Source organism: Streptomyces diastaticus subsp. diastaticus, assembly GCF_011170125.1.
Classification (GTDB): domain Bacteria; phylum Actinomycetota; class Actinomycetes; order Streptomycetales; family Streptomycetaceae; genus Streptomyces; species Streptomyces diastaticus.
Window position 1 is genome coordinate 242,355 of the sequence record NZ_BLLN01000001.1, and the last position, 18,347, is coordinate 260,701.

18 protein-coding genes are annotated in these 18,347 nt (G+C 73.7%); 8 read left to right on the top strand and 10 right to left on the bottom strand.

Going from position 1 to position 18,347, the window contains the following annotated elements:
- Positions 1 to 137 precede the first annotated feature (137 nt).
- From afsQ1 to Sdia_RS01080, 5 genes are all read left to right on the top strand, one after another.
- Positions 138 to 815 (top strand): two-component system response regulator AfsQ1, encoded by a 678-nt coding sequence (gene afsQ1 / locus Sdia_RS01060; RefSeq protein WP_100453307.1) that lies wholly within the window; start codon positions 138 to 140, stop codon positions 813 to 815.
- Positions 812 to 2,518: an ATP-binding protein gene (locus tag Sdia_RS01065; protein WP_100452497.1), complete on the top strand. Its 1,707-nt coding sequence runs from the start codon at positions 812 to 814 to the stop codon at positions 2,516 to 2,518. The genes afsQ1 and Sdia_RS01065 overlap by 4 nt, the downstream gene beginning before the upstream one ends.
- Positions 2,515 to 3,126 (top strand): hypothetical protein, encoded by a 612-nt coding sequence (locus Sdia_RS01070; protein ID WP_100452496.1) that lies wholly within the window; start codon positions 2,515 to 2,517, stop codon positions 3,124 to 3,126. The genes Sdia_RS01065 and Sdia_RS01070 overlap by 4 nt, the downstream gene beginning before the upstream one ends.
- A 128-nt stretch (positions 3,127 to 3,254) precedes the next feature.
- Positions 3,255 to 3,881, top strand: coding sequence for a VanZ family protein (locus Sdia_RS01075; protein WP_100452495.1), 627 nt, complete (start codon positions 3,255 to 3,257; stop codon positions 3,879 to 3,881).
- Between the two features lie 123 nt (positions 3,882 to 4,004).
- Entirely contained in the window at positions 4,005 to 4,211 is a 207-nt protein-coding gene (locus tag Sdia_RS01080) for a PspC domain-containing protein (protein ID WP_100452494.1), read from the top strand.
- A gap of 120 nt (positions 4,212 to 4,331) precedes the next feature.
- On the opposite strand, the gene Sdia_RS01085 is transcribed toward Sdia_RS01080, so the two are convergent.
- Both Sdia_RS01085 and Sdia_RS01090 read right to left on the bottom strand, forming a co-directional pair.
- A complete protein-coding gene (locus Sdia_RS01085) occupies positions 4,332 to 4,706 on the bottom strand; it encodes a hypothetical protein (RefSeq protein WP_100452493.1) in 375 nt (124 codons plus the stop codon).
- A 275-nt stretch (positions 4,707 to 4,981) separates the two neighbouring features.
- On the bottom strand, positions 4,982 to 6,148 hold the full coding sequence (locus Sdia_RS01090; RefSeq protein WP_100452491.1) for an adenosine deaminase: 1,167 nt from the start codon (positions 6,146 to 6,148) through the stop codon (positions 4,982 to 4,984).
- Positions 6,149 to 6,281: 133 nt separating this feature from the next.
- Here Sdia_RS01090 and Sdia_RS01095 point away from each other — a divergent pair, with 133 nt between their 5' ends.
- Complete coding sequence (locus tag Sdia_RS01095) at positions 6,282 to 7,040, top strand: alpha/beta hydrolase (protein WP_100452490.1); 759 nt, start codon at positions 6,282 to 6,284, stop codon at positions 7,038 to 7,040.
- Positions 7,041 to 7,077: 37 nt separating this feature from the next.
- Here the strand turns inward: Sdia_RS01095 and Sdia_RS01100 are convergent, their stop codons facing one another.
- The gene (locus tag Sdia_RS01100) at positions 7,078 to 8,103 is read right to left on the bottom strand and encodes a LysR family transcriptional regulator (RefSeq protein ID WP_189500472.1); all 1,026 of its coding nucleotides are present in this window, start codon (positions 8,101 to 8,103) and stop codon (positions 7,078 to 7,080) included.
- 62 nt (positions 8,104 to 8,165) lie between these two features.
- Here Sdia_RS01100 and Sdia_RS01105 point away from each other — a divergent pair, with 62 nt between their 5' ends.
- Both Sdia_RS01105 and Sdia_RS01110 read left to right on the top strand, forming a co-directional pair.
- Positions 8,166 to 9,506 carry an MFS transporter gene (locus Sdia_RS01105; RefSeq protein ID WP_229831578.1) on the top strand — a complete coding sequence of 447 codons (1,341 nt, stop codon included), beginning with the start codon at positions 8,166 to 8,168 and terminating at the stop codon, positions 9,504 to 9,506.
- Between the two features lie 152 nt (positions 9,507 to 9,658).
- A complete protein-coding gene (locus Sdia_RS01110) occupies positions 9,659 to 10,780 on the top strand; it encodes a sigma-70 family RNA polymerase sigma factor (protein ID WP_100453305.1) in 1,122 nt (373 codons plus the stop codon).
- Positions 10,781 to 10,801: 21 nt separating this feature from the next.
- Here Sdia_RS01110 and Sdia_RS01115 read toward each other — a convergent pair whose 3' ends face one another.
- The 7 genes from Sdia_RS01115 to Sdia_RS01145 all read right to left on the bottom strand — a co-directional run bounded on the left by Sdia_RS01115 (position 10,802) and on the right by Sdia_RS01145 (position 18,330).
- A complete protein-coding gene (locus tag Sdia_RS01115; RefSeq protein ID WP_100452488.1) occupies positions 10,802 to 11,719 on the bottom strand; it encodes an MHYT domain-containing protein in 918 nt (305 codons plus the stop codon).
- Between the two features lie 267 nt (positions 11,720 to 11,986).
- Positions 11,987 to 12,322, bottom strand: coding sequence for an STAS domain-containing protein (locus Sdia_RS01120; RefSeq protein ID WP_100452487.1), 336 nt, complete (start codon positions 12,320 to 12,322; stop codon positions 11,987 to 11,989).
- An 89-nt stretch (positions 12,323 to 12,411) separates the two neighbouring features.
- On the bottom strand, positions 12,412 to 13,689 hold the full coding sequence (locus Sdia_RS01125; protein WP_100452486.1) for a thymidine phosphorylase: 1,278 nt from the start codon (positions 13,687 to 13,689) through the stop codon (positions 12,412 to 12,414).
- 105 nt (positions 13,690 to 13,794) lie between these two features.
- Positions 13,795 to 14,232 (bottom strand): cytidine deaminase, encoded by a 438-nt coding sequence (locus tag Sdia_RS01130; protein WP_100452485.1) that lies wholly within the window; start codon positions 14,230 to 14,232, stop codon positions 13,795 to 13,797.
- On the bottom strand, positions 14,229 to 15,497 hold the full coding sequence (locus tag Sdia_RS01135) for an ABC transporter permease (protein ID WP_100452484.1): 1,269 nt from the start codon (positions 15,495 to 15,497) through the stop codon (positions 14,229 to 14,231). The genes Sdia_RS01130 and Sdia_RS01135 overlap by 4 nt, the downstream gene beginning before the upstream one ends.
- Positions 15,494 to 16,699 carry an ABC transporter permease gene (locus Sdia_RS01140; protein WP_100452483.1) on the bottom strand — a complete coding sequence of 402 codons (1,206 nt, stop codon included), beginning with the start codon at positions 16,697 to 16,699 and terminating at the stop codon, positions 15,494 to 15,496. The genes Sdia_RS01135 and Sdia_RS01140 overlap by 4 nt, the downstream gene beginning before the upstream one ends.
- Positions 16,696 to 18,330 carry an ABC transporter ATP-binding protein gene (locus Sdia_RS01145; RefSeq protein ID WP_100453304.1) on the bottom strand — a complete coding sequence of 545 codons (1,635 nt, stop codon included), beginning with the start codon at positions 18,328 to 18,330 and terminating at the stop codon, positions 16,696 to 16,698. The genes Sdia_RS01140 and Sdia_RS01145 overlap by 4 nt, the downstream gene beginning before the upstream one ends.
- Between the last annotated feature and the right edge of the window lie 17 nt (positions 18,331 to 18,347).

Consider the following 18,347-nt stretch of genomic DNA (forward strand, 5'->3'; position numbering starts at 1 on the left):
AGAAGCCTGCCGAAGCGAGTTCATGGCGGTGTCCGCCGACTGTCACAGGGCTGTCACAGGGCCCGTCGGCGTGTGGATCGGGTAAGGGACGGCTCCACCTGTCGAACTCGGCGGCGGCATGGGACAGAATGGCGCCCGTGCCTTCCCTGTTGCTGATCGAGGACGACGACGCCATCCGCACCGCCCTGGAGCTGTCGCTGACACGCCAGGGGCATCGGGTGGCGACCGCTGCCACCGGCGAGGAGGGTCTGACGCTCCTGCGTGAGCAGCGGCCGGACCTGATCGTGCTGGACGTCATGCTGCCGGGCATCGACGGTTTCGAGGTGTGCCGGCGCATCCGCCGCACCGACCAGTTGCCGATCATCCTGCTGACCGCGCGCAACGACGACATCGACGTGGTGGTGGGGCTGGAGTCCGGCGCCGACGACTACGTGGTGAAGCCGGTGCAGGGCCGGGTGCTGGACGCCCGCATCCGCGCCGTGCTGCGCCGCGGCGAGCGGGAGTCGAACGACGCGGCGGTCTTCGGCTCGCTGGTGATCGACCGGGCCGCGATGACGGTGACGAAGAACGGCGAGGACCTGCAACTGACCCCGACCGAGCTGCGGCTGCTGCTGGAGCTGTCCCGCCGGCCGGGGCAGGCGCTCTCCCGGCAGCAGTTGCTGCGGCTGGTCTGGGAGCACGACTACCTCGGTGACTCGCGACTGGTGGACGCCTGTGTGCAGCGGCTTCGCGCCAAGGTGGAGGACGTGCCGTCCTCGCCGACGCTGATCCGCACCGTGCGCGGGGTCGGTTACCGGCTGGACGCCCCTCAGTGAGACCGGCGCACACGGCCGCCCCGCGGGGCGGCGAGAGCCGCGCGCCCGAGGAGCGGGAGAGTACGGGCGACGAGCAGGTCGTCGACGGGACGGGCGAGAGCCGGCGCGCGCGGGGGCGGCTGCTGGCCGGGCTGCGGTTCACCAGTCTGCGGCTGCGGCTGGTGCTCGTCTTCGGACTGGTCGCGCTGACCGCCGCCGTCTCCGCGTCGGGGATCGCCTACTGGCTGAACCGTGAGGCGGTGCTGACCCGCACGCAGGACGCCGCGCTCAGCGACTTCCACCAGGAGCTCCAGAGCCGCGCGGCCGCCCTGCCGCCGCATCCCTCGCAGGCCGAACTGCGGGACGCGGCGATGGAGATGGCCGACTCCAGCCAGCACTACAGCGTGGTGCTGCTCGCCCGGAACGAGGACGGCCACCTGGTCGCGGGCAACTCCGACCTCGACACCTTCACCGTGGCCGACGTGCCGCGCCCGCTGCGCGACGCGGTCGGCGAGGAGCCGGAGACGTCCACCGGCGACCCGGCGGCGTACCACCTGTTCTGGCAGCGGACGGTGGAGGACGGGACGCCGTACCTGATCGGCGGGGCGCGGGTGGCCGGGGGCGGTCCGACCGGCTACCTGAAGAAGTCGCTCCAGGCGGAGGCGGACGACCTCAACTCGCTGGCCTGGTCGCTGGGGATCGCCACCACGCTGGCGCTGATCGGCGCCGCGCTGCTGGCGCACGCCGCGGCGACGACGGTGCTCAAGCCCGTGCACCGGCTCGGGGTCGCGGCCCGCCGGCTCGGCGAGGGCAAGCTCCACACCCGGCTGCGGGTCTCGGGCACCGACGAACTGGCCGAACTCTCGCGCACCTTCAACCGGACGGCGGCAGCCCTGGAGAAGCAGGTCGACGCGATGAGCGACCGGGAGGAGGCGAGCCGCAGGTTCGTCGCCGACATGTCGCACGAGCTGCGGACCCCGCTGACGGCGATCACCGCCGTCACCGAGGTGCTGGAGGAGGAACTGGACGCGGAGACCGGCAGTGTCGACCCGATGATCGAACCGGCGGTGCGGCTGGTCATCGGCGAGACCCGGCGGCTCAACACGCTGGTGGAGAACCTGATGGAGGTGACCCGCTTCGACGCGGGGACCGCCCGGCTGGTCCTGGACACCGTCGACATCGCCGACCAGATCACCGCCTGCGTCGACGCGCGGGCCTGGCTGGACGCGGTGGAGCTGGACGCCGAGCGGGGCATCCTCGCCCACGTCGACCCGCGCCGCCTCGACGTGATCCTCGCCAACCTCATCGGCAACGCCCTCAAGCACGGCGGTTCCCCGGTGCGCGTCTCGGTCCGCGTCGAGCCTCCCGCGGAGCGTCCGGACGGTACGGCCGGCTCCGGGGACCAGCTGGTCATCCGGGTGCGGGACCACGGCCCCGGCGTCCCCGAGGAGGTGCTGCCGCACGTCTTCGACCGCTTCTACAAGGCGAGCGCCTCCCGGCCGCGTTCGGACGGCAGCGGTCTGGGCCTGTCCATCGCGGTGGAGAACGCGCACATCCACGGCGGCGACATCAGTGCCGTCAACTCCCCCGAGGGCGGAGCGGTCTTCACGCTGCGGCTGCCGATGGACGGTGGCGCGGTGGAGGCCGAGGGCGACGAGGACACCGGCGACGACGGCGGTCCCGGGACCGCCGCACCGGGTGAGGAAGGCGGCGACCGGCGGTGACACGGAGGAACACGGTACGGGCGGCCGGGGCGCTGCTGGCGGCGATGGCCGCGACCGCGCTGAGCGGCTGCGGCATCCGGGCCACCGAGGTGCCGACCGACTTCGGCCCGGCCCCGTCGCGGGCGGCCTGCCAGGTGGCGGGCGGCGAGATGGCCCGGCCGGACGCCGAGGAGTTCACGGCGGCCGTCTCGCTGGTGTGCGGCGGCCGGCTGGTCGACGTGGACCGGGGGCTGCCGCTGCGCGAACGGCAGGCGGGCGACCCGGTGCGGATGGCGCGTGCCCTGCTGAAGGAGCTGGGCCGGGCCCCCTCCGCCGGCGAGGAGCGGGCCGGTTTCAGCACGGACGTCCGCAGGAGGCTGACCGTCTCGGGACCCGGCGAGGGCGACCCGCGTGAGGCGCTGCGGCTGGGAACGCTGCCGGAGAACCTCTCCGTGTTCGCACTCGCACAGGTCGTGTGCACCTTCGCGCAGAGCCCGGCCGCCGCCTCCGACGGCTCCGTCGTCCTCGGCGGACCCGCCGACGCCCCGTTGCGCCGTTACTCCTGCACCGACGAGGTACGCACCCGGCCCGGCACCGCCCCGACCCCCGCGCAGACCGTCTCCCCCTGACCCGTCGCCGCCGCGCCGCCCCGCGCGGGGAGCCGCCCGGCCGGTACGGACACGGTGCGCTACGAAGGCCGGTCACTTCCCCTCGATCGGCGGGAACCGCCGCGACAGGGCTCCGCGTCCTTGGATGCGTGCAGCGTCAAGGCTGGGGCGGCGAGAGCCCCCCGATCGGCTTCCGTGCGACTGGGGGTCTCCTCCTCGTCGCCCATCTCCTTCTCGTCGGATGGGTCACGCTGCGTCCCCTGGACGTTCCCTGGGTGAGCGCGACCAATCTGCATCCGCTGGCCGGCATCCGTGCCGACCTCGCCCGCGGCCCCGCCGAGGCGGCCGCCCGGATCGGCTCCGGGCTGGCCCTCCTCGCGCCCCTCGGCATCCTGCTGCCGCTGGCCGACGGGCGCCTCCACGTCTCTCCGGTCGGTTCGCTGCTGCGTACGGTCTCGGCGGCGGCGCTCATCTCGCTGGCGATCGAACTCCTCCAGACGGGCGTGCCCGGCCGGGTGGTGGACATCGACTCGGTCCTGCTGAACACGGCGGGGGTGGCCGTGCTCCACCTCGCTGTCGTCCCCGCCGCGCGGGCCCGGCTGCGCAGGCGGCCCGACGGGCCGCGCCGCCGAGCGCCCTCGGCCCGGGGCGGCGGGACGCGTCCTGGCCCTTCCGAACGGCCGGGCCAGGGCTCCCCCGAGGTGCTCCGCCGCTGGGAGGAGGGCCGCGCTCAGGGTGCGACCCCGACGATTACCAGGGTGGGTGTCGCCCCGTAGGGCGAGGCTTCGCCGCATTCGTCCTGCGTACCGTGGGAAGAAGAGCGGGAGCTCCGGTCCGGGGGGCCGGAGCCCGCGCGGGGCCCGACCGGGTCCCGTACCGACGTTCGCGAAGGAGTTCCCATGTCCTCCAGCCTGGTCCGGCCCACCCGCGGACGGATGATCGGCGGCGTCTGCGCGGCGCTCGCCCGGCGCTTCGACACCACCGTCGGCACCATGCGTGTGCTCTTCGTCGTCTCCTGCCTGCTGCCGGGTCCGCAGTTCCTGCTGTACCTCGCGCTGTGGTTCCTGCTGCCGAGCGAGAAGAGCGTCGCCCGGGAATCGTGGTGACGCCTCGGCGGGCGCCCTGTCGCCCCGGGCGCACCGCCGACACCGCCGCACAGCACCGACGGCCGGGCCCCCCGAGAGGGAGACCCGGCCGTCGGTGTGCGGCGCGGTGCGCGGGCGGGCTCAGCCGCGCAGCAGTGCGTCGGTGGGCAGTCCCTCGACGGGGAGCTCACCGACGTTGGGAAGGCTGCTCAGCAGGGCGCCGGGATCGCTGGTGGCCTTGTCGAGGAGGGCGTCGGCGCCGAGACCGGCCGCGCGCACCCCACTGCCGACGGCCTCCGGGGCGCCCGCCGGGAGGGTGGCCTCGGCGACCTCGCCGAGCGGCAGGGTCTGGTCGACGGCGGTGAGGGTGTCGGAGGTGGACGGCAGGCCGGTGTCGGCCGCGGCCACTCCGCCGCTGCCCGCCGCGAAGGCGGCGCCGAGGGCGACGGCTCCGAGAGACTTGGCCGCGAGCTTCGCGGACTTCGAGGGCTTCGCGTGCTTCGCCTGCTTCTTCATGGGACACGTCCTTGTGAGGGGGCGGGCGGCCCGCGCCGGGCGCCCCGGGCCCGGCCCGGGTTCCGCCACGGCGGTCGGCCGTCTCGGTGGGGGTTGCCTGCGCCGCGCGCCGTGCCGGACCGGGCTCGCCCGGTCCCGCCGCGCCCGGCGGGTGGCCGCCACCGCTCCGGCGGCCGTGGCGACCGTAGCCACGCCGCGGGGCGGCCCACAAACACCCGCCGGACCGTGTCCGTACCCGGGACTGACGGCTCAGCCGTTGCCCGGGGAAACCGTCCTCACCGGTCCGCGGCGAGGGAACCGCTGGTCGGGACGGTCTCGCGGAAGAGCCAGGCGGAGCGGAGCGCGGCGTACCCGGGCTTGATCACCTCGTTGATCATCGCGAGCCGTTCATCGAAAGGAATGAACGCGGACTTCATCGCATTGACGGTGAACCACTGCATGTCGTCGAACGTGTAGCCGAACGCCTCGACCAGGTGCGCGAACTCCGCACTCATCGAGGTGCCGCTCATCAGGCGGTTGTCGGTGTTGACCGTGGCGCGGAAGCCGAGGCTGCGGAGCAGGCCGATCGGGTGGTCGGCGTAGGAGGTGGCGGCGCCCGTCTGGAGGTTGGAGGTCGGGCACAGCTCCAGCGGGACGCGCTTGTCGCGGACGTAGGAGGCGAGGCGGCCGAGCTTCACCGAGCCGTCGCCCGCCACCTCGATGTCGTCGATGATCCGCACGCCGTGGCCGAGCCGGTCGGCGCCGCACCACTGGAGCGCCTGCCAGATGGAGGGCAGGCCGAAGGCCTCGCCGGCGTGGATGGTGAAGTGGTTGTTCTCCCGCTTCAGGTACTCGAAGGCGTCGAGGTGGCGGGTGGGCGGGAACCCGGCCTCGGCGCCCGCGATGTCGAAGCCGACGACGCCGGAGTCGCGGTGGCGGTTGGCCAGTTCGGCGATCTCCAGGGAGCGGGCGGCGTGCCGCATGGCCGTCAGCAGGGCGCCGACCCGGATGCGGTGGCCGGCCGCCAGCGCCCGCCGCTCCCCCTCGCGGAAGCCTTCGTCGACCGCCTCCACGACCTCTTCCAGGGTGAGGTCGCCATCGAGGTGCTGCTCGGGGGCGTACCGGATCTCGGCGTAGACCACGCCGTCCGCCGCGAGGTCCTCGGCGGCCTCGGCGGCCACCCGGAAGAGGGCGTCGCGGGTCTGCATGACGCCGACGGTGTGCGAGAACGTCTCCAGGTACCGCTCCAGCGAACCGGAGTCCGCGGCGTCGCGGAACCACTGGCCGAGCTTGCCGGGGTCGCTCTCGGGCAGCGCCGTGTAGCCCTGCTCGGCGGCGAGTTCGGCGACGGTGCCGGGGCGCAGACCCCCGTCGAGGTGGTCGTGCAGGAGCACCTTCGGGGCGCGGCGGATCTGGTCGGCGTCCGGGGAGGGGGCTTTCTGGCCCGCGATCTGGCTCGTCATTGCGGCACTGTACCTCCTACGCGCGTAGACCGGCAGGGCCGCGCGGCGTCCGCACCGGGCCGCGGCGCGCCGATATGGAACGGTGACCCGCCGTACAGGTGGCGTACGCCCCACCTTCTGAGACTGTTCTGTCGTGACCCAGCACACGACGCCGGTACGGGACCCCCGGCTCGGACGCATCATCGCCGCCACCCCGGCCGCCGTCGCCGGGGTGGTGCTGCTGCTCCCCTCCGGACCGCCCGACTCCGACCGCAGACCCCGGCCCCTCGCCGACCGGCGGACCCGCGCCCTCGCCCGCCGCCTCGCCACCGAGGGCAGCGCACACGGCATCGCCGCCCACGTGGTGCGCTACCGCTGCCGGGGGTGGAACGGCACCCGCGCCGACCTCGCCCAGGACGCCGCCTGGGCCGCCGACGAGGCGGTCCGCCGCTACGGCGACGTCCCCGTCTGCCTCGCCGGCCTCGGGATGGGCGCCCGCGCCGCACTGCGCACCGCCGGGCACCCCTCGGTCTCCTCGGTACTCGCCGTGGCCCCCTGGCTGCCCGAGGAGGGCGACGACGCCGGACCGGAGCCGGTACGCCAGCTCGCCGGACGCCAGGTCCTGATCGTGCACGGCACCGACGACGAGCGCTGCGCCCCGGGACTCTCCTTCCGCCTCGCCGAACGCGCCAAGAAGTCCAACCGGGACGTCTGCCGCTTCGAGGTCCACTCCGACGGCCACGCCCTCGCCCAGCACCGCGCCGAAGTCCTCGCCCTCTCCGCCGACTTCGTCCTCGGCTCCCTCCTCGGTACCGGCTTCTCCCGCCCCGTCACCGACGCCTTCGCGGCTCCCCCGCCCCTGGGCCTGCGGATGCCACTGGCATCGGGGTTCGGGCGGTCGCTGCGGCGTTGACCTCCGGGCGGGAGGCCTCCGCCGGGCCGGCGCCCCCTCACCCCGGCAGCAGGTGCCCCCGCCGGGAGAGCAGGAAGCGCTTGAAGGCGGCGACCGGTGGGGTGTCGGGGTGCCCGGCCATCCAGGCGACACCGATCTCGCGGACCGCGCGGGGGGCGGTGACGGTCAGTTCGACCACGCCGGGGCGGGGGACGGCCGGGGGCGGCAGAAGGGCGACACCGAGGCCGGCGGCGACCAGGCCGCGCAGGGTTTCGGCCTCCTCGCCCTCGAAGGCGATCCGGGGGCGGAAGCCGGCCTCGGCGCAGAGCGCGTCGGTGATGCGGCGCAGGCCGTAGCCCGGTTCGAGGGTGACGAAGGCCTCGTCGGCCGCTTCGACGAGGCGGACGCGGCGACGGGTGGCCAGGCGGTGGTCGTCGGGGACGACCAGGCGCAGGCGCTGCTCGTCGAGGCGGCGGGCGACCAGGTCGGGGGCGTCGGGGACGGGTGAGGTGAGGCAGAGGTCGAGGCGGCCCGCGCGCAGGGCCTCGATCATCCACTCGCCGTAGTTCTGCACCAGGGTGAAGCGGACGTGCGGGTGGTCGGCGCGGAAGGCGCGGATCAGCGCGGGTACGGTCTCGGAACCCATGGTGTGCAGGAAGCCGAAGGCGACCTTGCCGGAGGTCACGTCCGCGTCGGCGCGGACCGTCTCGGCCGCCTTCTCGACCTCGCCGAGGGCGCGTTCGACGGAGGCGGCGAAGGCGCGGCCCGCCGGGGTGAGGGTGAGGGTGCGGCCGTGCCGGGCGAAGAGGTCGACGCCGAGTTCGGCCTCCAGCCGGGCGAGGGACCGGGAGAGGGTCGACTGCGGCATTCCGAGTTCCTCGGCGGCGCGGGTGACGTGCTCGGTACGGGCGACGGCGGCGAAGTGGGCGAGGCGGGGGGCGAGCAGGGCGGGCCAGGAGCCCGGTTCGAGGGCGGTGGCCGGGGTGGCGCGGGTGCCCCCAGCGCCTGTGGCGGCGGTCACCGGAATGTCTTGCGCGTTACTGTTCTGCGACAGCCGCCGCTGTGAACTGCGCTCATGCGTCATGGGATCGATTATCGCCGATCCATGCATTGGACGGATGAATGAGCGCGTTCTACGTTCGGTCCATGCCTCCCGCCAGTACCGGGGCGTCCGCGACTCTCGTGGACGCCCGTGTCCCGTCTGTGTCCCCGACCCACCCGGCCCCCTCTCCCGCCTCCTCCGCCGCGGCCACTCCCCCGGCGGCCCCCGCCGACACCAGGATGGCGCCCGGCGGCCCGGGCCACCGCCGGATGAGCCTCGCCCTCTTCGCCGCCGGCCTCGCCACCTTCGCGCTGCTCTACTCCACCCAGGCCCTGCTGCCGCTGATCTCCGCCGACCTCGGTGCGACGGCGAGCGCGGCGAGCTGGACGGTGTCGGCGGCCACCGGCGGGCTCGCCCTGTTCGTGCTGCCGCTGAGCGCCCTCTCCGAACGGTTCGGGCGGGCCCGGCTGATGACCGTCTCGCTGGCGGTGGCCCTGGTGGTGGCGGTGCTGGTGCCGCTCGCGCCGAACCTCGGCGCCCTGGTGGCGCTGCGCGCCGTGCAGGGCGCGGCGCTGGCGGGCGTGCCCGCCTCGGCGATGGCGTACCTCGGCGAGGAGGTCCGGCCGCGGGCGCTGGTCGGTGCGATCGGCATGTTCGTGGCGGGCAACAGCATCGGCGGGATGAGCGGCCGCATCGTCACCGGCTGGGTCGCGCAGGAGTGGGGGTGGCGTCCGGCGCTCGCGGTGATCGGGCTGGTCTCGGTCGCCTGCGGCCTGCTCTTCCGCGCGCTGCTGCCGGCGCCGCGTCACTTCACCCCGGCCACGCTGCACCCCCGCGCGGTGGCGGCCACCGTCGCCGGGCACCTGCGCGACCCGCTGCTGCTGCGGCTGTACGCGATCGGCGGGATGTTCATGACGGTCTTCGGCGCCGTCTACACGGTGATCGGCTACCGCCTGAGCGCCGATCCCTTCTCGCTGCCGCAGGGCGTCGTCGGCTCGGTCTTCGTCGTCTACCTGGTCGGTACGGTCGCCTCGGCGCGGGCCGGGAAGCTGGTGGCGCGGCTCGGGCGGCGCGGCACGCTCTACCTGTCGGCGGGGACCACCGCGGCCGGGCTCGCGGTCTCGCTCGCCGACTCGCTGGTGCTGATCGTGGCCGGACTGGTGCTGATCACCGCCGGGTTCTTCGCCGGGCACGCGGTCGCCTCCTCCTCGGTGAGCGCCACGGCGACCAAGGGCCGCGCGCAGGCGTCTGCCCTCTACCAGTCGGCGTACTACATCGGCTCCAGCCTCGGCGGTGTCCTCGGTGCGGTGGCCTTCCACGCGGCCGGCTGGACCGGCACCGCGCTGATCGGCGCGCTGGCCGTGCTGGCGGTGGCGGGGCTGACCCTGCTGGGCACCTACGCGGCCCGGGCCGAGCGGCACCGGCGGCTGCCCGCCGCCTGCTGAACCGGCTCCGCACGACCTCCCCTCCATCCCCGACCGGCCTGTGAACAGGGCCGGTCGGGGCAGTTTCGTACTCCGGGCGCGATTGTCGGCGGCCTGCGGTAGCTTCCCGGGTACCGGAGCTTTCCGGGCGCGACGAGGGGTGAGTGGGACTGATGGCACAGGTGCCGGTGACGACGCCGACGGCCGGGGCCGACGGGGATGCGGGGCAGGCGCGAGAACTCGACGCCCTGCTGGAGAGCCACCGCACGGAGCTGACCGGGTACTGCTACCGCGTGCTCGGCTCCGCCTTCGAGGCGGAGGACGCGGTGCAGGACACCTTCGTCCGCGCCTGGCGGGCGTACGACCGGTTCGAGGGCCGCTCCTCGCTCCGCTCCTGGCTGTACCGCATCGCCACCAACGTCTGCATGGACGCGCTCAACGCGGGCAACCGCCGCGCCCGCCCGGTCGACCTGACCCCGGCGACGCCGCTGGCCCAGGCGGCGCTCAACCCCCGCCCCGACAACACCTGGCTGGAACCGGTGCCCGACGCCCGCGTCCTGCCCGCGCACTCCGACCCGGCCCAGACGGCGGTGGCCCGCGAGTCGGTGCGGCTCGCCTTCGTCGCCGCCCTCCAGCACCTGCCGCCCAAGCAGCGCGCCGTGCTGATCCTCCGCGAGGTCCTGGCGTGGAGGGCCGCCGAGGTCGCCGAGTTGCTGGAGACCACCACCGCCTCGGTCAACAGCGCCCTCCAGCGGGCCCGCGCCACCCTCGCCGAGCACGCGGGCACCGAGCGGTCCGACACCGCCGACCCGCTCGACGCCGAGCAGCAGAAGCTCCTCGACCGGTACGTGGCGGCGTTCGAGGGGTACGACATGACGGCGCTCACCGCCCTCCTCCACGAGGACGCGGTGATGACGATGCCGCCGTTCGACCTGTGGCTGGCCGGGACGGCCGACATCACCGGCTTCATGACCACCATCGGCGCCGCCTGCGCGAACTCCCGCCTGCTCCCGACGGTGGCCAACGGCGCCCCGGCCTTCGCCCACTACAAGCCCCGGGAGGACGGCGAGCCCGGCTTCGTGCCGTGGGCCGTGCAGGTCCTGGACCTCTCCGAGGGCCGGATCACGGGGCTCCACTGCTTCCTCGACACCCCGAAGTGGTTCCCGCTCTTCGGTCTCGCGCCGGCGCTCGACGCCGAGGGCCGGCCGGTCGGCGGGGACGAGGCCCCCGAACTGCCGTCGCCGGTCGAGCGGGCGCGGAGGATCATCGAGGCGGAGCGGGCCGCCGGAGCCTGAGGGCCGGGCCCACGCCCCGGGTCAGCGGGGCCCGTAGGAGTCCGGGTAGCGGCTCGCGGGTCCGTCGGCCGGGGCGGGGGCGCCGGGTCGCGGCCAGAACTCCTCCTCGGCCGCGGGCCGCGGTGCCGCCACCGGTGCGGGTGCCGCGTGGCGGGCCCGCGGGCGGTGGCCGGCGCGGCGCTCGCGGGTGCCGTTCCAGGTGTCCTCGCCCGAGACCAGCAGCGGGTCGAACATCACGATGACGCCGACGACGAGCAGAAGGACCAGCGGACCGAAGAGCATCGGGAGCAGGACGGTGGTCATGGAACCGCCCTGCGGCAGGCGGCTGCCGTGGCCGTCGAGGTGGACGGTCATCGCGGACATGCCGGTGTAGTGCATACCGGTGACGGCCACGCCCATGACGGCGCTGGCGCCGAGGCTCGGCAGGAAGCCGCGGACGGTCACGGCGGCCCAGAGCGCGGCGGTCGAGGCGACCACGGCGATGAGGACGGAGAGCACGACGAGGAGCGCGTCGTAGGCGAACTCCCCGCGCAGGCTCATGCTGTACATGCCGATGTAGTGCATGGCCGCCACGCCCAGCCCGGTGATGAGCCCGGCGGTGGCGAGGGTGACGGGCCCGGTGCCCCGGTAGCCCACGACGAAGACGCCGATACCGACGACGACGACGGCCACCGCCAGGCTGACCAGGGTGAGCGGTACGTCGTAGCTGATCGCCGTCTCGGCGACGGAGAAGCCCATCATGCCGACGAAGTGCATGGTCCAGACGCCGCAGCCGATGGCGGCGGCGCCCAGCGCCAGCCAGCCGGCCTTGAAGGTGCGCCCGCCGTGCAGCGAGCGGACCGTGCAGCGCAGCCCGAGGGCGCCGCCCAGGCCCGCCATCAGGAAGGCCGTGATCGGTGTGATCAGGCCGTAGCTGAACCCGTCGACGGTTCCTTGCATGAGCTGTCGTTCTTTCGTCGGTCCTGGTGCGGAAGCGCTCATCCAAGGTAATCGGGCTCCTGGCCGGAAAATGACCGAAAACCTATTGACTTCGTCACCCTGGGCAGGACTTATCGCCCTGAAGTAGGCCAATCCGCCAGGCAGATGGCTCGAAGTGATCGGGGAACCGTCAGCCGCTGGGGCGCACGACGAGGTCTCGCAGGACGTCGAAGGCGGGCTTCGCGGTGCGGTCCTCGGCGGTGAGCCGGAAGCGGTGGATGAGGCCCGTCAGGGCGCGGACTGTTCGCCGCCGGCCGTGGGGTCCGGCGCCGTTGTCAGGCCCAGCGGCTCCGCGAGCCCCACGAGGATGAGCAGAGCGCGTAGTTGCGGGGCCGGCCGGTGCAGGCGCAGGCGGCAACCGGTGCGGCGGGCCGTCAGGCACAGGCGGGCCAGCGCGTCGACGGCGGCGAGGTGCGGGGGGTGGACGCCGGAGACGTCGCAGAGCGCCTCCTCGGCCCCGGCGGCGGCGCGCCGCGCGAGTTCGGCGCAGAGGCGGGCCCCGTCCGAGGGGGACACGGGGCCGGCCAGTCTCAGCACGGCGGGTTCGGTGACGTCGGCGTCCACACCCGGGCAGACGGCCGGGCCGCCCGAAAGTCATCGGTGCGGCCCGGCGGCCGAGGGTGCGCCCGGGGTGACGGGCGGGGCGGGAGAGGTCAGGCGATGCGGTCCAGGACGATCGGCGCGGTGTCGACGGTGGTGCCCGGCGCGGCGATGTCCCAGGCGGAGCCGAGCGCGTCGAGGGCGCCGGCGAACCGCTCCTCGGTGTCGGTGTGCAGGGTCAGCAGCGGTGAGCCCTCGGTGACGGTGTCGCCCGGCTTGGCGTGCAGCTCGACGCCTGCGGCGGCCTGCACCGGGTCCTCCTTGCGGGCCCGGCCCGCGCCGAGCCGCCAGGCGGCGACGCCCACGTCGTAGGCGTCGAGGCGGGAGAGGACGCCGGTGGCGGGGGCCGTGACGGTGTGGGTGTGGCGGGCGGTGGGCAGGGGGGCGTCCGGGTCGCCGCCCTGGGCGGAGATCATCCGGCGCCAGACGTCCATGGCGGAGCCGTCGGCGAGCTTCTTCGCCGGATCGGCGTCGTGGATGCCGGCCGCCTCAAGCATGTCCCGGGCGAGGGCGAGGGTCAGCTCGACCACGTCGGCGGGGCCGCCGCCGGCCAGCACCTCGACCGACTCGCGAACCTCCAGGGCGTTGCCCGCGGTCAGGCCGAGCGGCGTGGACATGCCGGTGAGCAGCGCGACGGTCCGCACGCCGTGGTCGGTGCCGAGGGAGACCATGGTCTCGGCCAGTTCGCGGGCGTCCTCGACGGTCTTCATGAAGGCACCGGTGCCGCACTTGACGTCCAGCACGAGGGAGCCGGTGCCCTCGGCGATCTTCTTCGACATGATCGAGGAGGCGATCAGCGGGATGGCCTCGACGGTGCCGGTGACGTCGCGCAGCGCGTACAGCTTCTTGTCGGCGGGGGCCAGCCCGTCGCCGGCGGCGCAGATGACGGCGCCGGTGGAGCCGAGCACGTCGAGGAGTTCGGCGTTGCTGAGCGAGGCGCGCCAGCCGGGGATGGACTCCAGCTTGTCGAGGGTCCCCCCGGTGTGGCCGAGGCCGCGCCCGCTGAGCTGCGGCACGGCGGCGCCGCAGGCGGCGACGAGCGGGGCGAGCGGCAGGGTGATCTTGTCGCCGACGCCGCCGGTGGAGTGCTTGTCGGCGGTGGGGCGGGCCAGCGAGGAGAAGTCGAGGCGCTCGCCGGAGGCGATCATGGCGGCGGTCCAGCGGGCGATCTCGCGCCGGTCCATGCCGTTCAGGAGGATCGCCATGGCCAGTGCGGACATCTGCTCGTCGGCGATGGCGCCGCGGGTGTAGGCGTCGACGGTCCAGTCGATCTGGGCGTCTGTGAGGGGGGTGCGGTCGCGCTTGGCGCGGATGACCGAGATGACGTCCATCGGTCCGGCCTTTCTTCGGGGAGGCGGGCGGGTGCGGGCCGCCGCCTCGGAGTGGAGAGACGGGAGGGGCGGGACGCCGTTCCGGCGCCCCGCCCCGGGGTCGTGCTACGCGTCGCCGGCCGCGTCCTGGGCCGTGAGGTGCCCGGCGCCGAACGCCTGCGGCAGCATCGCGTCCAGGGTGCGGACCCCCTCGGGGGTGCGCAGCAGCAGCTGAGGGCCGCCGGCCTCGTAGAGGAGCTGGCGGCAGCGGCCGCAGGGGACCAGCGCGTTGCCGGCGCCGTCCACGCACGCGAAGTGCGTGAGGCGGCCGCCGCCGGTGGCGTGGAGCTGCGAGACCAGGCCGCACTCGGCGCACAGGCCGATGCCGTAGCTGGCGTTCTCGACGTTGCACCCGGTGACGATCCGGCCGTCCTCGGTGCGGGCGGCGGCGCCGACCGGGTAGCCCGAGTAGGGGGCGTACGCCCGGGACATGGCGTCCCGGGCGGCCTCCAGCAAGGGCGCCCAGCCGCCGGGCGGCTCGGTGGCGGGGCCGGGCGCGGTCATCCGGCCTGCCCCTTCCGGTAGGGCTTGTTGTTGTACTTCGGCATGCGTAGTTTCTGCGCCGCGAGCGCCATCACCAGCAGGGTGACGACGTACGGGGTGGCGCCGACCATCTCGTTGGGCACGGTGTCCGTCATGAAGTACCAGACCAGCACGAGGACGGCGAAGCCCGCCGACACCGCGCCCGTCAGGTAGCTCTTGCGGTAGATCTTCCATACCGCCAGCAGGAGCAGCACCACCGAGATCAGCAGCAGCAGCGCGTGCACCGTGGTGCCGCCGTTGCGGAGCTGGAGAGCGTCGGAGTAGCCGAAGAGGCCCGCGCCCGCGGCGAGGCCGCCGGGACGCCAGTTGCCGAAGATCATCGCGGCGAGGCCGATGTAGCCGCGGCCGCCGGTCTGGCCCTCGTTGTAGATGTGCGAGCGGACCATGGCGAGGAAGACGCCGCCGAGTCCGGCGAGCGCGCCGGAGGTGGCGACGGCCGCGTACTTGTACAGGTAGACGTTGACGCCGAGGGATTCGGCGGCCAGCGGGTTCTCGCCGCAGGAGCGCAGGCGCAGGCCGAACGGCGTGCGCCACAGCACGAAGTACGAGCCGACGACCAGCAGCACGGTCAGCGCGGTCAGCGCCGAGACGTTGGTGACCAGCCCGCCGAGGATGCCGGCCAGGTCGGAGACGAGGAACCAGTGGTGGCTCTCCAGCGACCTCAGCCCGTCGGAGAGGCCGGGCACGGTGAACGACGGCAGGTCGTCCACGGCCGGGGACTGCTTGGGGCTGGCGCCCAGGTGGGCCAGCGGCTCGAACCAGCGCTTGGCCAGGTAGGAGGTGGCGCCGAGGGCCAGGATGTTGATGGCCACACCGGAGATGATGTGGTCGACGCCGAAGGAGACGGTGGCCACGGCGTGCACCAGGCCGCCGATCGCGCCGGCGAGGACACCGACGAGGACGCCGGTCCACGGGCCCCACTGGTAGCCGGCCCAGGCACCGAAGAAGGTGCCGAGGATCATCATGCCCTCGAGGCCGATGTTGACGATGCCGGCGCGCTCGGCCCACAGGCCGCCGAGACCGGCGAGGCCGATCGGCACGGCGAGGGAGAGGGCGGCGGCGATCTGGCTGGAGCCGGTGATGTTGTCGGCGCCGGTGATGACGCGTACGGCGCACAGGGCGAGCAGCGCCCCGGAGATGATCAGCAGGACGCGCGGCAGGCTCAGCCGCCGCGAGCGGGTGGGCGCGGGCGGGGTGGCCTTCTCAGCGGTGACCGTGGCGCTCATGCCGGCACCTCCTTCTTCTCAGGGCTGTCCGGGGTGTTCGGTCCGGTGTCGGGGCCGCCCTCGTCGGGGCCGCCGCCGTCGCCGGGGCCGTCACCGCCGGAGTCGGGACCGGAGGTGCCCTTCCCCGCGGCGAGTTCCGCGCCGACCATGCGCTGCTGGGACTTGAGGGAGTAGCGGCGGACCAGTTCGTAGGCGATGACCACGCAGAGGACGATGACGCCCTGCATGACGCCGACGATCTCCTTGTCGTAGCCGTGGAACTCCAGGCGGTTGCCGCCGCGTTCGAGGAAGCCCCAGAGCAGGGCGGCGAAGGCGATGCCGACCGGGTTGTTGCGGCCGAGCAGCGCGATGGCGATGCCGGTGAAGCCGATACCGGTGGGGAAGTTGCTGGTGAACTGGTGGCTGTCGTTGAGCAGCAGCGGCAGGCCGGTGAGACCGGCCACGGCGCCGGAGAGCGCCATGCTGGTGATCACCATGCGCTTGACGCCGACACCGCTGGCCTTGGCGGCCTCCTCGGAGCGGCCGACGGCCCTCAGGTCGAAACCGAACCGGGTACGGCCCAGCAGGAACCAGAAGCCGACCCCGGCGAGGACCGAGACGAGGATGAAGCCCCAGATCTCACCGTCGGCGCCCATGTCGAAGGAGAAGAACTGCGCGGACTCGGGCAGCGGCTGGGTGGAGACGCTGTTGGTGTCCTTGTGCAGCACGGCGAGCCGGTCCTCGACCAGCAGGTAGCCGATGAAGCTGGTGGCCAGCGAGTTGAGCATGATCGTGGAGATCACCTCGCTGACGCCCCGGTAGACCTTGAGCAGCGCGGCGATCGACGCCCACATGGCGCCGACCAGCATCGCGACCAGGATGATCAGCGGGATGTGCACCAGGACGGGCAGTTCCAGCGCGCCGCCGACGGCGGCGGCGAAGAAGGCCGCCAGGCGGTACTGGCCGTCCACGCCGATGTTGAAGAGGTTCATCCGGAAGCCGATGGCGACGGCGAGTCCGGCGAGGTAGTACGTGGTGGCCTTGTTGAGGATGAAGACCTGGCTGTCGGACTTGCTGCCGTAGTCGAACATCACCCAGAAGGCGGTGAACGGGTCCTTGCCGGTCGCGATCAGCACCACCGAGGTGATGACGAAGGCGGCGGCCAGCGCGAGGACGGGCGCCAGCAGCGTGAGCAGCACGCGCTCGGCGGAGAAGCGCTTCATCGGGTGTCACCGTCCTCGCGGGGGTGGTCGTCGTTCGTGGCGCCGGGAGCCGCGTCGCCCGCGGGCTCGCGGGTCGCGTCCCCGGCCGTACGGGCGCCGGGGACGGCCGGCGCCCCGGCCGCATTCTCCAGGTGGCCGGAGGCGGCGCCGGTCATGGCGGAGCCCAGTTCCTCGGGGGTGATCGCGGCCGGGTCGGCGTCGGCGACCAGGCGGCCCCGGTACATGACCCGCAGCGAGTCGGAGAGACCGATCAGCTCGTCGAGGTCGGCGGAGATCAGCAGCACCGCCAGACCCTCGCGGCGGGCCTCGCGGATCTGGTCCCAGATCTGCGCCTGGGCGCCGACGTCGACGCCGCGCGTCGGGTGGGCGGCGATGAGCAGCTTGGGGTGGTGGCTCATCTCGCGGCCGACGATCAGCTTCTGCTGGTTGCCGCCGGAGAGCGAGGAGACGGGCACGTCGATGCCGGGGGTGCGCACGTCGTACTCGGTGACGATCCGCTCGGTGTCGCGGCGGGCCGCGCCCGGGTCGAGGAAGACGCCCTTGGAGTTGGGGGCCTCGGTGACGTGGCCGAGGATGCGGTTCTCCCACAGCGGGGCGTCCAGCAGCAGGCCGTGCCGGTGCCGGTCCTCGGGGATGTGGCCGACGCCGCCCTCGCGGCGCTGCCGCGTCGGAGTACGGGTGATGTCCCGGCCGTCCAGGCGCAGGACACCGGCGGCGGCCTCGCGCATGCCCATGACGGCCTCGACCAGTTCGGCCTGGCCGTTGCCCTCGACGCCCGCGATGCCCATGACCTCGCCGGCGTGGATGGTGAAGCTGATGTCGTCGCAGAGGGGCCGGCCGGTGTCCGGGTCGTGGACGGTGAGCCCCTCCACGGCCAGCATCGGCTTGTCGGTGACGGTCGACTCGCGGGTCTCCGGCGTCGGCAGGGCCGAGCCGACCATCAGTTCGGCGAGGCGCCGGGCGGTGGTCTCGGCCGGGTCGACGGAGGCGACCGTGGTGCCGCGCCGGATGACCGTGATGGCGTCGGCCACCGACAGCACCTCGCCCAGCTTGTGCGAGATGAACAGGACGGTGAGGCCCTCGGCCTTCAGCTCCCGCAGGTTGTCGAAGAGGGCGTCCACCTCCTGCGGCACCAGCACGGCGGTGGGCTCGTCCAGGATCAGGGTGCGCGCGCCCCGGTAGAGGACCTTGAGGATCTCCACCCGCTGCCGGTCGGCGACGCCGAGGTCCTCCACGAGGACGTCGGGCCGCACTCCCAGGCCGTACGCGTCGGAGATCTCCTGGATCCTCCGCCGCGCCCTGGCACCGATGCCGTGCAGCTTCTCGGCGCCGAGGACGATGTTCTCCAGCACGGTGAAGTTGTCGGCCAGCATGAAGTGCTGGTGGACCATGCCGACGCCGCGGGCGATGGCGTCGCCGGGCGAGTGCAGGTCGGCCCGGGTGCCGTCGAGCGTGATGGTGCCCTCGTCGGGACGCTGCATCCCGTAGAGGATCTTCATCAAGGTCGACTTGCCCGCGCCGTTCTCTCCGACGAGGGCGTGCACCGTGCCGCGGCGGACGGTGATGTCGATGTCGTGGTTGGCGACGACTCCGGGGAACCGCTTGGTGATTCCGCGGAGCTCGACGGCGATGTCGGCACCGGCGGAGC

Coding starts and splice junctions, on each gene's coding strand:
- Sdia_RS01085 (WP_100452493.1), bottom strand. CDS start 4,706: ATGAAGAAGCAGGCGAAGCACGCGAAGCCCTCGAAGTCCGCGAAGCTC.
- Sdia_RS01110 (WP_100453305.1), top strand. CDS start 9,659: ATGGCACAGGTGCCGGTGACGACGCCGACGGCCGGGGCCGACGGGGAT.
- Sdia_RS01105 (WP_229831578.1), top strand. CDS start 8,166: ATGCCTCCCGCCAGTACCGGGGCGTCCGCGACTCTCGTGGACGCCCGT.
- Sdia_RS01140 (WP_100452483.1), bottom strand. CDS start 16,699: ATGAAGCGCTTCTCCGCCGAGCGCGTGCTGCTCACGCTGCTGGCGCCC.
- Sdia_RS01125 (WP_100452486.1), bottom strand. CDS start 13,689: ATGGACGTCATCTCGGTCATCCGCGCCAAGCGCGACCGCACCCCCCTC.
- Sdia_RS01115 (WP_100452488.1), bottom strand. CDS start 11,719: ATGCAAGGAACCGTCGACGGGTTCAGCTACGGCCTGATCACACCGATC.
- Sdia_RS01135 (WP_100452484.1), bottom strand. CDS start 15,497: ATGAGCGCCACGGTCACCGCTGAGAAGGCCACCCCGCCCGCGCCCACC.
- Sdia_RS01080 (WP_100452494.1), top strand. CDS start 4,005: ATGTCCTCCAGCCTGGTCCGGCCCACCCGCGGACGGATGATCGGCGGC.
- Sdia_RS01130 (WP_100452485.1), bottom strand. CDS start 14,232: ATGACCGCGCCCGGCCCCGCCACCGAGCCGCCCGGCGGCTGGGCGCCC.
- Sdia_RS01100 (WP_189500472.1), bottom strand. CDS start 8,103: ATGACGCATGAGCGCAGTTCACAGCGGCGGCTGTCGCAGAACAGTAAC.
- Sdia_RS01090 (WP_100452491.1), bottom strand. CDS start 6,148: ATGACGAGCCAGATCGCGGGCCAGAAAGCCCCCTCCCCGGACGCCGAC.